A 13957-nucleotide genomic window follows, 5' to 3' on the forward strand; every position below is an offset into this window, starting at 1 on the left:
CCAAAAGCTATGTTATTGATCATGCCCTCCTAGCTTGGCTGGATAACTTATATCTGGCGATGGTTGATATTTACGGTGTTTACTGATCGGACTTCTATCAAGCCAACAAACAACATCAAAAATACCTGCACACAGTCTACTAATTTTCAAATTTAGCAATTTTGTGCTGATACTCATCCTTGCTAGCAAGCCAATATCAAGTCCATATTATCTTATTAAGCTGTTAGTAAGCAATTACGCTAGACAGATGACGGTTCTAACTTTTTGGTGTTAACACGCTCTTTCTCAGGCTTGTGTATTAGTTAACACAATTAAACTTAACATTTTCTACCTCTAGAGAGAGAGACATTCATAAATACTTAGAGAGATGTTGAAAATAAAGCTACTACTTATGACAGATGACTCAGCAACTGATTATGTAGTTCAATCCGTGATCAATAGACATGAAAAAATTAGACTTATGAGGTTGATAAATTTGAAAATGCCAGCATCATAACAGGAGAGAACAACCAGTCATAATTAACCTAGTTTGACAATCAGCAAGGTTCTAAAATTTGATGGCAAAAATTATAATAATTAATAATCAAGTTTGATATAAATTAATTGGTTCACATTGCTAGATAAATTCAAATGATATTTAGCAAAATTTGATAATAAGTATAAATTTATCTGCTAATCTCTAAATAGATTAAAAAATTGTTAAAATTAGACTAACATCAAAATAAACTAGCAAATGCTTACACAGAACCAGTAAGAATACGAACTGTGACAACTAGAAAGCCAGCAGTAAAATAAATGTTTTTTCAACTCGGAACTATTTAGTTAAGAATTGCCTGACCACACGACCTGGTGAGAAAAAAATGATGAACCAATCGTCTAAAACAATCCTCGTAGTTGAAGATGAAACCGATACCCGCTATCTCTTCTTAAATATTCTTGAGGCTGAAGGTTTTGACACAATAGGTGCAGAAAATGGTAGTGTTGGGATTGAACTTGCACAAAAATATTTACCTGACTTGATACTTTGTGATATTGTCATGCCCGATATGGATGGTTATAGTGTTCTGAAGGCACTACGCCAAGATCCGTTAACGGCGATTATCCCGTTTATTTTTCTCACAGGTAGTAATAATCAAGCAGATGTTCGTAGGGGTATGGAGTTGGGAGCAGATGATTATATCATGAAACCCTCTACGATAGAAGCATTACTCAAAGCGATCGCAATCCGATTAGAAAAGCAAGCTCTGCTCAGATATTGGTATGCAACCAAATCTCACCAACTTTCTGAGTCCCTATCTTTACAACCAGAGTCAATCTTCCCATCCATACCGCAACTGCAAGAAGTATTTGATTATATTGAAGCGCACTATCATCAAGGAATTACTTTATCAGATGTAGCCGATGCCGTTGGTTATTCGGCAGCTTATTTAACTAATAAAGTAGCTAAAGAAACAGGAGAAACAGTCAACGGCTGGATTCTCAAACGTCGGATGACAGCAGCACGTGAGTTATTAAAAAACACCAATAAGACTATCGAACAGATTGCTACAGCCTTGGGTTATCAAAACGCCTGTCATTTTTCTCGACAGTTTCGCCAGTATCACAGTTTACCTCCCAAAGCCTGGAGAAAACAACAACAACAATCCTCTCACTACCTGCAAAAGACAAACTTACCACTGAAGAATACTCACCCTCAATGGCACAATTGTGTACCTTTAAGCGGAGTTAGTTAAGTTGGGGAATGGGGATTGGGGACTGGGAAATAATTTCTTCCTCCGCTTCCTCCACTCCCCTGCTTCCTATTCCCGAATTTTAGGCTTAGTGAGATTTTGGAACAATAGCTGTATTGCTAAAGCCAATAAACCAATTGCCACAATACCAAAGATTCCTGTTCCCAAGGCGACTATACCAACTACTAAGGTACGAACAGCAGAGGTGAGATTGACAACTAATTGGTTATCAGAATGAATTGGCTTTTTTGCAAAAGTGGTAGCGATCGCAATCATCAGAGAATATAAAGCATAACCCAAGCCACCAGAAATCAACGCTCCAGTTACACAACGTAACGGCGTTGGTGGAACTTGTGTTGTAGTATCTGTGCTTGGCGTTGTATTTTGATCATTCATAATTATTAGTCAATAGGCAAGAGTCAATAGTCAGTCAGTAGAGACGTTGCATGCAACGTCTCTACAAGTCATCTTCCAATTCCCTACACTAAATGAATACCCTGTGCAGTGGTGCGAGTTACGAACAATTCTAAATCTTCATCGGGAATTGCTTCTCGAATTTGTAGCTTAACTTGTTCCGCTTGCTGTAATGATTCACACAGCGCAAATACTGAGGGGCCAGAACCAGACATCATTGTGGCTAAAACCCCAGTTTGGGCTGCAAAGAGTTCTCGTAGTTGCAACACTTGGGGATAAGCTGGTAAAACTACTCGCTCTAAATCATTGTGCAGTTGTTGAGCAATTGCTGTGGCATCTTTATCTAAGATAGCTTTCACCATTGCACTAGAATGAACGGCGGTGGCTCGTGCTGCCAAATCATCGGTATCTTGAAGATAGGAACTACCAAACTGCTGGCGATAAGTTTTATAAGCCCAAGCGGTGGAAACTTCCAAACTGCGATATTTAGCCAATACTATATATATATGATCTAAACTCGGCAGAGGTGAAAGTTTTTCTCCTCTACCTGTGGCGATAACTGTACCACCAGCCACGCAAAAGGGAACATCTGAGCCGAGAATTGCGCCCAATTCTTCTAATTCTGATTTAGTTAATCCCAAATTCCACAATAAATCGATCCCCACCAAAACGGCAGCCGCATTAGTCGAACCGCCAGCCAAGCCAGCCGCTACGGGTATATGTTTGTGAACTGTAATATCTACACCGCCATATTTAGCCACAGCTTCAGGAAACTTATTTGCCATGAGTGCGGCGGCGCGATATACCAGATTAGTTTTATCTGTGGGTACTTGGGGATGGTTGCAATGAACTCGGATAGTTTCATCACTAATCGAGCGTAATTCAATTCTGTCAGCTAGGTCGATACTTTGCAGGATCATCACTAACTCATGATAACCGTCAGGGCGATCGCCGACGATTTCCAGATATAAATTGATTTTGGCAGGTGCAATTAAACTGTAACTACGCATAATATGGGGACTGGAAGGGACTGGGGATTGGGGACTGGGGAATTTTTATACCAGTTATCCCGAATTCAGCATTTCTTAATTTTGAATTTTGTAGGCGTAAGCCTTGCCGGAGGCTATTTTGAATTTTGAATTGGTATTACTCCCCATTCCCTACGTCTAACAAATTTACTAATTCTACCCATTGCTGAGTGCTGATTTCTTCAGCCCTAGCTTGGGGGTTTATATTTAATTGTTCCAGTAATTGGCTCAGGCGATCGCGGTCTACGACTGATTGCAAATTATTGCGTAGCATTTTGCGTTTCGCCCCAAACCCTAACTTTACCAGATTCTCTAGTCGTTTGGGGTCACGCGCCGTAACTTCCATCTGACGGGGGTGCAAGCGCACCACAGCCGAATCTACTTTTGGCGGTGGATAAAATGCACCTGCGGGAACATGACAAATTAACTCACACTCAGCTAAATACTGCACCCTGACAGATAATGCACCAAAAGCTTTTGAACCAGCTTGAGCATATAACCTTTCCGCTACTTCCTTTTGAATTAACAACACTATGGCATCAAAAGGGTGAGGGTTAGGGTGAGCGATCGTTCCCAAGAGTTTCTCAATAATCGGCCCTGTGATATTGTAAGGGATATTAGCCACAACTTTGTTCGGCTGTTGAAATTTCGGGAAAGCTGCCAAATTAGCATCTAAATCTAGGGTGAGAAAATCACCTTGTAACAGTATAAAATTTTCCTTCTTACCTAGTTGTTTGACTAATAACTCACATAAATCTCGGTCAATTTCTACCGCGACTAAAGACTCTACCAAAGGTAGTAAACGCCGTGTGAGGATACCTGTACCGGGGCCAATTTCGAGAATCCGGTCATTTGTATTACACTCCGCCGCCTTCACAATTGCATCGAGAGCCTTGTCACTTTTGAGCCAATGTTGACCAAACTGCTTACGTGGTCGTACCATTAATTTTCCTTAGTATATCTAGATTACGCAGTTTAGCAAAAAATCCCATGCTTACTTTTTTCTTAGGGACTTCCAAATAAAAAAATATTCAATTAATTCTTGTGGGGTAGGCATCTTGCCTGCCCTTAAACCCGGACGGGCTAGAGAGCTTATCCCACAAGATTGGATAATTTATTTACTGGAAGTCCCTTACTTATTAGTGTAAAGTTTTAATACCTTTTTGCCTAATAATTATGACAAAAAACTATTTTGTGGTATCTGGCGTAGGTTGGGTTAAGCGTGGCGCAACCCAACATTCTCCCCATCATATCCACATAATCTGTTGGGTTTCCTTACGTCAACCCAACCTACATTACTATTGACGCTATTTGTTCTGACTAATAGGAATTTCAATCATAAATTCTGCACCTTGTCCGGGTTGTGAATGACAAGATAATTTACCGCCATGTCTATCTACAACAATTTGATAACTAATAGATAAGCCTAAACCTGTACCCTTTCCTACACTTTTAGTGGTGAAAAAAGGGTCAAATAATTTGTCAACAACGTCAACAGGAATACCCGCACCATTATCAGCAATTTTAATACTTACCCAGTTACTATTAATAACTTCACTACAAATATGAATTTGTGCTTGTTCACCTATAAATGAATCTTCCAACGCATCAATAGCATTACTAATAATATTCATAAATACCTGATTAAGCTGTCCGGGATAACAGTCAATCAGAGGCAAATTACCATATTCCTTAATTACTAAAATTTCTGGATGACCTGGTTTAGATTTCAGACGATTCTGTAAAATCATTAAGGTACTATCAATACCTTCATGGATATCTACCTGTTTAAATTCTGCTTCATCAAGTCGGGAAAAATTACGTAGTGATAGGACAATTTCTCGAATGCGCTGAGTTCCTACACGCATAGAAGTGAGCAGCTTTACTAAGTCTTCTTGGAGAAATTCAAAGTCAATATCTATCAACACTTCTTGAATTTCTGCTGGTGGGTAAGGGAAGTGAATTTGATAGAGTTGCACTAGGTGTAACAAGTCGTGAGCATATTCACTAGCCGGAATCAGATTACCGTGAATAAAGTTCACTGGATTGTTAATTTCATGGGCAATACCTGCCACCATATTACCCAGTGAGGACATTTTTTCGCTTTGAATCAGTTGGGTTTGTGTACGTTGCAATTCACGGAGAGCGTTTTCTAAGCTTTTGGCTTGTTGTTGCAACTGAATTTCAGCTTTTTTGCGTTCTGTAATATTTAATGTTGTTCCTACAAGTCGATAAATTTTACCTTCGCTGTTTTGCAGAGGATTAATTTTAGTTAACCACCAAGTTGATTGATTGCGTATAGTTAAACATTCTTCATAGCTGTTAGGAATGCCAGTTTCTACACAATTTCTGTATCGTTGACGCACTGCTGCACCTTCAATCATACCATGCACATCTTCAGGTGCTTTACCTATAACCTCTGCTCGATTAATTCCTGATGCTGTTTCTGCTGTGGTATTCCAGCCAGCATAACGAAATTCGCAGTTTTCTAGAACATCCACGACAAATATGATTTGATCAGCACCCTCATAAATGCTACGTAAAAACTCCTCTTGCTCTTGTAATAGAGCTTCTACTGTTTTTCTTTCGCTGATATCAAGCATATAGCCATACCAGACAATTTCCCCTCCGATGCGGCGTTCTGGTTTAGAATTGGCTTTAATCCATTTCTGCTTACCGGAGGGGGTAATTATGCGCCATTCATTGCCGAAGTTATGTAAAGTTTTGGCAGAGTCAGCGATCGCCGCCTGTACATAAGAAATATCATCAGGATGAACATCACTCAGAGTCAGCGAGGGATTATCTTGTAACTCTTTTGGTTCTCTTTCTGTAATTTCTCGACAGCCTGAAGAAACATAGGGAAATGACATTGTGCCATCCGGTTGGAGATGAAATTCATACAGCATCCCTGGTACATTGTCTGCTAATCGTTGCAATCGTGTTTCACTTTCCAGTAAAGCTGTTGTTCGTTCCTCAACTCTTGCCTCTAATTTCTCATTTAACCGCTTAAGTTCTGCTTCTGCTTGTTTGCGATTTGTAATATCTAACAGTACACCACAGAATATCACCTCGCCCTGCTCGTTGACTGTAGGGGTTGAGTCTCCTTGCCACCAGCGAATTTCGCCATTAGGCTTGATTAAACGGCCTTCATAGTGCCAAGGGGTAGCATTTTCTACAGCTTGGTTAACTGAAATTACAAAACTCTCCCAGTCTTCTGAATGAATCAGGTCGAAAAAACAGCTACAATCCTCTATCATGTCTTTTGCGGTGATTCCTGCCAGTTCCTCAATAAAATCGCTGATGTAGTCTACTTGCCAGACACCATGACGATTGGTAAATTGAAAAATCGCTCCTGGTAAATTACTGGCGATATCCCGCAAACGCCTTTCACTGTTGGCTAAAGCTATCTCTGCCTGTTTGCGATTGGTAATCACCTCGGTAAACATGATGATACCGCCCACTTCGCCAGAATTTTCATACCAAGGATGTATTTCCCATTTCACCCAATCAGTTGTACCATCGGCGCGGATAAAGGTGTCTTCGTCACATCTTTCAATGTTTCCACACAAACAGCGTTGATGAATTTCCCGCCAAGATTGGGGGATTTCTGGGAAAATTTCATAGTGAGAACGACCAATGATATCTTGATTTCCTAAACCGTAATCTTCTCGCCAACGCTGACTAGCTAGCAAGTAGCGCATTTGACGGTCAAAAACTGCGATCGCCGCCGGAGTATATTCAATAAATAACCCTATCTGTTCCTGGCTAGATTTCTGCTTGCTATTTGCCACTAATTGGCGCAGTTCTCTTAACTCTTGCTGTAAAGCTTCATAAGTATTTCTACTTATTTCTATCAGATGCTCGGCCATAGTTGCGCTACTGTCTATGCTTGGGGAATGCGTTACTATTTATGTTTCCCAATCTCTAGCCAACCACAACAAGATGATTTTCCCTTCAACGTTATATAAAAATTATCTAAAAAATACTGAAGTTAAAATCTAGATATACAAGCTTGTTTATGAATATGAATCCCAAATATCTTTTATCGTTGATCATTTTAGCGATCGCAGCTGCCGCAAGTAGTTGTACTTCCAACCTACCCGAAACCAGCACCACACCCAACGCATCACCTCCCACCTCAACCCAAAATAATACTCAACGCGAAGCCAAACTCAATAATATCCAGTCTCCCACTGACACCTCTAAAGCTGCCTCTAGTAAAACAGAAAATGTGACTTTATATACCAGCGATGTGCAGTGTCAGGAATTATTACCCCAAAAAGTCACCGTGCCAGCAACAGAGTCTGTAACTAGCGCAGTCGGCAAAATCATAGAAGAACAAGAAACAGCCGACTTGAGTTTGTCTGGTTATCGTGTCAACGTCAAAAATGGCATTGCAACAGTTGATTTACGACTTTCTCCCCAGTCAAAACGTCAATTTACCTCACTTTCTAGCTGTGAACAGTTTGCCCTATTTGGCAGTCTCCGCAAAACCCTAACCAGTAACTCTCAATGGAAAATTCAAGAAGTTCGCTTCACGGAACAAGGCGAAGAAATTATACTTTAGTTATTAGTCATTAGTCATTAGTCATTAGTCATTAGTCATTAGTCATTGGTTATTAGTTTCTCTCCCCTGCCTCCCCTGCCTCCCCTGCTTCCCCTGCTTCCCCCACTCCCCCCACTCCCCTGTAAGTGATTCAAATGCTGGCGGCGATCGCTCATACTAAATTAGGAAACTCAGCCTAATTTTATGGAATCACCTATTGAACGCATCAAACTTTCCCAAACAGCTAAAGAGCAACTCCTCAAGCTGAAACGCAGCACTAAAATTGATCAATGGAATATCCTTTGTCGTTGGGCATTTTGTCGTTCCCTTGCCGAAGCTACCCCACCCTCACCAGTACCCATTCCTCAAGATAGCAACGTAGAAATGAGTTGGCGTGTCTTTGGTGGCGAAATGTCTGATATTCTTCTGCTCGCCCTCAAACAACGCTGTCATAATGATGGTTATCCCACTGATAAAGACACCCTCACTACTCAATTCCGCTTGCATTTACATCGTGGTATCGGTTACTTAGCTGGTGATCCAAATATCAAGAAAATTGAAGATTTAATTGCCTTAGTGGTCAAAAATTGAAACCATAATGAGGGAAATGAGGGACTTGTAGAGACGTTGCATGCAAAGTCTCTACTGACTATTGATTAATGATTATGTCTGAAACGCTAGAAATTGAGCGTCACAGAGCTGCGATCGCTCGCAATGAAATCTCTCGCCCTGTAAGATTGGCTATAGAATCGGCAATCCTCAACCAAGACACCAGTTTTTTTGACTACGGTTGTGGCTATGGTGGGGATGTGCAGCGTGTAGCTAACCTCGGCTACACTAGCGGAGGTTGGGATCCTTACTACTACCCGGATGAAACTATCACTGCTGCTGATGTGGTGAATTTGGGTTATGTTCTCAATGTAATTGAAGATATTGAAGAACGCCGTCAAAGTCTTATCCAAGCTTGGGAACTCACCCGCAAAGTTTTAATCGTTGCGGCTCAAGTCTTAATTAACGCTCCCAGTAAAGCCCAACTGGCTTACAGTGATGGTATTGTGACTAAACGCAATACTTTTCAAAAGTATTACGAACAAGAAGAACTCAAACAATATATTGATGAAGTTTTAAATGTAGATGCCGTACCAGTGGCATTGGGTGTCTACTTTGTATTTCGAGATGAAACGGCAAAAGAAAGTTTTAAAGCCATCCGCTTCTTTTCTCGCACCTCCACACCGCGCATCCGCATTCCTACCAAGCGGTTTGAGGATTACCAAGAACTACTACAACCTCTCATGCAGTTTTTCACCCATCGTGGTAGATTACCCGTCAAAGGTGAACTGGAAACAGAAGCGGAAATACTGACAGAATTTGCTAATTACCGTCGTGCCTTTAATGTGATTTTACAAGCTACCGACGAAGCTGAATGGGATGCGATCGCCTACCGTCGTTCTTTAGATATTCAAGTTTACCTCGCCCTCACCCACTTTGATCAACGTCCCCGATTTTCCCAACTCCCAGCCGAAATGCGCCACGATATCAAAGCCTTTTTCGGTAGCTATGAGGAAGCTTGTGAAGTCGCTGATCAAAAATTATTTAGTCTAGGTAAACCAGGAGTTGTCAAAACCGCCTGTGAGAAAAGCAAAATTGGTAAACATACGCGCGGTGCGCTTTACGTCCATATTTCTGCTTTAGCTGCTCTTGACCCCTTACTACGCATTTACGAAGGTTGTGCTAGCCGCACCATTGGACGGGTTGATGGTGCTACTTTAATTAAATATTACACTGACAAACCGCAAATCTCCTATTTATTTTACCCAGAATTCGACACAGACCCCCATCCCGCCCTAACAGCAAGTATAAATATTGACTTAAAAACTTTGTATGTCACGCACCGAGATTATAGTAACAGGGCAAACCCTCCCGTACTGCATCGCAAAGAAACCTTTGTGACAGCTAACTATCCTCTGTATGAACAATTTGCCAAACTCACCCAACAAGAACAGGAATTAGGACTACTCAAACAGAAAAGTGAGATAGGTACTCGTGAAGGTTGGCAAAAATGTCTGGCTGCTCACGGTGTAGAAATTAGGGGACATGAAGTTTATCAAATATAAATAAGTTAAAAAATTAGTCAATGCAGTTTGATTTGATGCGTATAAATTAAGCAATTAGTAACAAAAAGTAAAAAAAAATTAAGTTGTTCACATTCACTTTTATAGTGCTTTATACTTGCTGACTTGTGCCATTTTTCCAGAAAAAAATATTTATGTTGAGCGAATGGTGGCAAGATAAATGAAATTCATAACAGGAATGTGAGGAATGATGAATCAAGTGCGATCGCTACTGCAAGTTTTTGGTAGTCGCAAGATGGCAGCTTTACTATTACTCGGTTTTTCGTCTGGGTTGCCGTTGTTTTTAACCAGTAAAACCTTGCAAGCTTGGATGACTGTCGAAAAGGTTGATTTAACAGCCATTGGTTTATTTAGCTTAGTAGGATTACCTTATTCCTTAAAATTTCTGTGGTCGCCTTTGTTAGACTGGTTAAAACTCCCGTATTTGGGCAGAAGGCGCGGTTGGTTAATTACATTGCAAATTGGGTTAATCATAGCGATCGCCTGTATGGCTGGGCAACAACCCAAACAAGCACTACAATTTTTAGCCATCAACGCCGTAGCGATCGCATTTTTCAGTGCCACCCAAGACATCGCCGCCGACGCTTACCGCACCGACGTGTTAGATAAACCAGAATTGGGTGCGGGTGCTGCCGTCTTTGTGTTAGGTTATCGCATTGCTTTATTGCTCACAGGCTCTCTAGCATTAATATTAGCTGATAATATCCCTTGGTCATCAGTATATTTATTGATGGCAGGTACCATGATCATCGGTATCATGGGAACTTTATTTGCACCAGAACCCGAAGATACTCGACCACCGGAATCTTTAGCCGCCGCCGTCATCTTGCCCTTTGGGGAATTTTTTCAACGCCAAGGTGTAGTTTATGCCGTGTCAACTTTGCTGTTCATCGTCCTGTATAAACTAGGCGATGCCTTAGTTAACAATATGTCCACACCCTTCCTGCTACAAACTGGATTCACTCAAACCGACATTGGTGCAATTCAAGGAGGCATGGGACTAATTGCTACTATTGTTGGTACTCTAGCAGGGGGAGCAGTTTTGAGTAAAATTGGACTCAATCGCTCACTTTGGTTGTTTGGTGGACTACAAGCAGTGAGTAACTTAGCTTACTTATTACTAGCTCAAGTGGGTAAAAATTACCAAGTGCTAGTGTTAACCATTAACATTGAAAACTTTTGCGCCGGATTAGGCACAGCCGCCTTTGTTGGCTTTTTAATGAGCTTGTGTAATCAACGCTTTTCCGCTACTCAGTATGCTTTACTCTCCAGTTTCATGGCTGTCAGTCGTGACATTTTGGTTGCTCCTGCTGGTTCACTAGCAAAAAGTACGGGTTGGCCTTTATTTTTCGTGATTAGTATTGTAGCCGCAGTCCCAGGACTGCTGTTATTACCATTTTTTGCCCCCTGGAATCCAAAACCAGTGGCAGTTTCTCGACCAGGACTTGAACCAGAAGATGAGGATTTATGGGAAACCAAGTAATAATTCTTATTGGTACATTTATTCTTTTATTCACCGGGTTGTTACTTGGCTACGTTCTTTCACAATTAGTTTTAGGTTATTTAGCCTTTAACCTGCTAACTTTGTTCGGAACACTGAGCTTAATTTTAATTTTTGGTACACTCTACTACGTGTTGTTCTGGCAGTTAAAGCGGCAACAAACCCAAGTATTGCGAGAACCAAGTTCGCAACCAGTTAATCAGCCCATTCATGAAGATGTACCGGAAACTGAAGAAGACTATCTCAAAAACCAACTGATTGCTAGGTTATCAGGTGATGTAGCCGCCGCAGAACGCTTAATTGAGCAAGCTAAACAGAAATATCCAGGAATGCCAGAAAATTGGTACAGCGAGCGAGTTCTTGATGACTTAGACCGTGATACTAGATAAGCCTGAGTTAGTAATGCTCAAAAGTTGCTAAAATAAGTCAAAGAAAATTTACAAAACTTAAGCTTGGGTTTGGTGACAAACCTGAAGCGATCGCAACTAAAATTATGGCTATCTTTCGTCAGTACATCGCTCCTTTACTTGTTGTATTAGTATTCATCCTCGCTCTAGTAGCAGTCAGCGCGAGGATATTTTTACCCTCTGACATGGCAGCACCAGCACCTATTGAAGAGGTGGGAATGGTGAATGGGGAATTGGGATTGGGAATTTGGGGATGAGGGAGATGAGGGAGTGGGGGAGATAAGGGAGTGGGGGAGATGAGGGAGTGGGGGAGATGAGGGAGTGGGGGAGATGAGGGAGTGGGGGAGATGAGGGAGTGGGGGAGAAAAACTAATGACTAATGACTAATAACTAATGACTAATGACTAATGACTAATGACTAATGACTAATGACTCATAACTCATAACTAAAATTTTGCATTTTGAACTGTTAATACCGGGCTACTACATACGTCGCGGTTCTACGTTAGAGCGATCGCTGCTAGTCAAATTTATGCAGCGCACCTACCAAGACTTATTTCCCACACAAGACTTTGCCCATCTAGCTAGAACCGTTGAGCAATACTTTTCCAAAGATACCCCCCTATGGTGGGTAGAGTTTTTAGGCGAAGGCGTAGAGGAACAGGGAAGCCAAGAAGAACAGACAAAATCATCACCCTCATCTCCCATCGCCTGTGTCTGGGTGGGGAATGCCATCGATCAAGTTAGTGGCAACCGTCATCCGCATATTTTTTTACTTTACGTCGTTCCAGAACATCGACGGCGAGGTATTGGTACAGCCTTGATGCGCTATGTAGAAAATTGGGCAATTCAAAGAGGCGATCGCCAAATCGGATTGCAAGTATTTCAGTCCAACCAAGCCGCCTTAAACCTCTACAATCACCTAGGTTATCAAACCCAATCCCTCTGGATGTTAAAAAAACTTGATAGTCATTAGTCATTAGTCATTAGTCATTAGTTTTTCTCCCCCACTCCCTCATCTCCCCCACTCTCTCATCTCCCCCACTCCCTCATCTTCCCCCACTCCCTCATCTTCCCCCACACCCTCATCTCCCCCACTCCCTCATCTCCCTGCGCTCCCGTGTATTTTAGGTGTACAATGGTTTAATCAATAAAAATAAAGCTTTAATAGATGAGTACGGAGGTTACATATAAATAGCACTCCGGTATATAAGATAAATTATGTATGACGAAGAAGAACTAAGCCTACTCGATGTCGAGGAAGAATTAGAAAGCCCCTTAGATAAAATAGAACCAATCACGGCTGAGTCAGAATTAGCAAAACCTGACCCAGACGAGATGCTAGCACTTTTGGAACATACCCAACCACCGCAAAGGATGCTAGCTGCTCGCGCTTTTTGCGACATAGAAGACCAACGTGCCACACCCCATTTAATTCGCTTATTGACTGATACCTGTCCCTTAGTGCGGGTGAGTGCAGCCTATGGAATTGGGCGCAATCCTAGCCCAGATGCTGTAGAACCATTAATTACCCAGTTAAATCAAGACTGGAACGGCTATGTACGTAAAGGCGTAGTCTGGGCATTAGGAAACTGTCGCGATCGCCGTGGTTTAGCACCCCTAGCAGATGCCTTAAGAACTGATATCTCCGCCGTGCGCCTTTGGTCTGCTAGTGCCTTAGCACAAATGGCAGAAGTTAGTTATGAAGCAGTATTAGGCGCAATACCCCCCCTCATTGAAGCCTTAGTCCAAGATCCAGTAGCCGCAGTCAGAAGCAACAGTGCTTGGGCAATAGGACAACTGTGTAAAGAGCTACCTTCTAACGTAGTTTATGCCACAGCAATTGATGCCTTGATTCAGTCCTTTGCAGAAGACAAAGACTTAGGCGTGCGCGAAGATGCTAAAGCCTCACTCTTAGGCGTAGGCGATCCTCGTGGCTTACAACTGATTGAAACCTTAGAACAGGAAGGCTGGTTTTAGAAGCTACCGGCAACTAGAAGGGATTGGGGATTGGTTACTGGGGATTGGGTACCAATCAATTGACCAAAGGAATGGGATACAAGCCCCGCCCTTGCAGGGCGGCTTTGTTTGTATTAGGATAAATGCCGTAGATGTTTTCCACGTCAATGAGAGTTTTAGAGTTTAAAGTCAAAGGGAAAACAACTCAATACGCAGCTATAGATGAGGCGATCAGAACCG

13 protein-coding genes are annotated in these 13957 nt (G+C 41.8%); 9 read left to right on the forward strand and 4 right to left on the reverse strand.

The genetic code is table 11. The features are described 5' to 3' along the window. The first annotated feature begins 860 nt into the window (after positions 1 to 860). A complete protein-coding gene (locus AACS98_RS05030) occupies positions 861 to 1733 on the forward strand; it encodes a response regulator (protein WP_066376990.1) in 873 nt (290 codons plus the stop codon). Positions 1734 to 1799: 66 nt separating this feature from the next. Here the strand turns inward: AACS98_RS05030 and AACS98_RS05035 are convergent, their stop codons facing one another. The 4 genes from AACS98_RS05035 to AACS98_RS05050 all read right to left on the reverse strand — a co-directional run bounded on the left by AACS98_RS05035 (position 1800) and on the right by AACS98_RS05050 (position 7041). Beyond that, positions 1800 to 2126: a DUF3082 domain-containing protein gene (locus AACS98_RS05035; protein WP_066376996.1), complete on the reverse strand. Its 327-nt coding sequence runs from the start codon at positions 2124 to 2126 to the stop codon at positions 1800 to 1802. Positions 2127 to 2209: 83 nt separating this feature from the next. Continuing rightward, the gene (gene ispE, locus AACS98_RS05040; RefSeq protein WP_066376997.1) at positions 2210 to 3154 is read right to left on the reverse strand and encodes a 4-(cytidine 5'-diphospho)-2-C-methyl-D-erythritol kinase; all 945 of its coding nucleotides are present in this window, start codon (positions 3152 to 3154) and stop codon (positions 2210 to 2212) included. Between the two features lie 136 nt (positions 3155 to 3290). Next, the gene (gene rsmA / locus AACS98_RS05045; RefSeq protein WP_066376998.1) at positions 3291 to 4115 is read right to left on the reverse strand and encodes a 16S rRNA (adenine(1518)-N(6)/adenine(1519)-N(6))-dimethyltransferase RsmA; all 825 of its coding nucleotides are present in this window, start codon (positions 4113 to 4115) and stop codon (positions 3291 to 3293) included. A gap of 364 nt (positions 4116 to 4479) precedes the next feature. Next, the gene (locus AACS98_RS05050) at positions 4480 to 7041 is read right to left on the reverse strand and encodes a PAS domain-containing sensor histidine kinase (RefSeq protein ID WP_066376999.1); all 2562 of its coding nucleotides are present in this window, start codon (positions 7039 to 7041) and stop codon (positions 4480 to 4482) included. Positions 7042 to 7190: 149 nt separating this feature from the next. On the opposite strand from AACS98_RS05050, the gene AACS98_RS05055 reads away from it, so the two are divergent. The 8 genes from AACS98_RS05055 to AACS98_RS05090 all read left to right on the forward strand — a co-directional run bounded on the left by AACS98_RS05055 (position 7191) and on the right by AACS98_RS05090 (position 13738). Beyond that, complete coding sequence (locus AACS98_RS05055; protein WP_066377000.1) at positions 7191 to 7739, forward strand: GerMN domain-containing protein; 549 nt, start codon at positions 7191 to 7193, stop codon at positions 7737 to 7739. 183 nt (positions 7740 to 7922) lie between these two features. Further along, on the forward strand, positions 7923 to 8309 hold the full coding sequence (gene dndE / locus AACS98_RS05060) for a DNA sulfur modification protein DndE (RefSeq protein ID WP_066377001.1): 387 nt from the start codon (positions 7923 to 7925) through the stop codon (positions 8307 to 8309). Positions 8310 to 8383: 74 nt separating this feature from the next. After that, the gene (locus AACS98_RS05065) at positions 8384 to 9832 is read left to right on the forward strand and encodes a DNA phosphorothioation-associated putative methyltransferase (protein ID WP_066377002.1); all 1449 of its coding nucleotides are present in this window, start codon (positions 8384 to 8386) and stop codon (positions 9830 to 9832) included. A gap of 208 nt (positions 9833 to 10040) precedes the next feature. After that, a complete protein-coding gene (locus AACS98_RS05070) occupies positions 10041 to 11333 on the forward strand; it encodes an AmpG family muropeptide MFS transporter (protein WP_066377004.1) in 1293 nt (430 codons plus the stop codon). Further along, a complete protein-coding gene (locus tag AACS98_RS05075) occupies positions 11318 to 11740 on the forward strand; it encodes a hypothetical protein (protein WP_066377006.1) in 423 nt (140 codons plus the stop codon). The genes AACS98_RS05070 and AACS98_RS05075 overlap by 16 nt, the downstream gene beginning before the upstream one ends. Before the next feature lie 104 nt (positions 11741 to 11844). After that, on the forward strand, positions 11845 to 12015 hold the full coding sequence (locus tag AACS98_RS05080; RefSeq protein ID WP_197480195.1) for a hypothetical protein: 171 nt from the start codon (positions 11845 to 11847) through the stop codon (positions 12013 to 12015). Positions 12016 to 12290: 275 nt separating this feature from the next. Next, a complete protein-coding gene (locus tag AACS98_RS05085) occupies positions 12291 to 12734 on the forward strand; it encodes a GNAT family N-acetyltransferase (protein WP_066377008.1) in 444 nt (147 codons plus the stop codon). A 245-nt stretch (positions 12735 to 12979) separates the two neighbouring features. Beyond that, positions 12980 to 13738 (forward strand): HEAT repeat domain-containing protein, encoded by a 759-nt coding sequence (locus AACS98_RS05090; RefSeq protein ID WP_066377009.1) that lies wholly within the window; start codon positions 12980 to 12982, stop codon positions 13736 to 13738. Positions 13739 to 13957: the final 219 nt, after the last annotated feature.

Origin of the sequence: Anabaena sp. CA = ATCC 33047, assembly GCF_963870205.1 — a bacterium.
Classification (GTDB): domain Bacteria; phylum Cyanobacteriota; class Cyanobacteriia; order Cyanobacteriales; family Nostocaceae; genus Trichormus.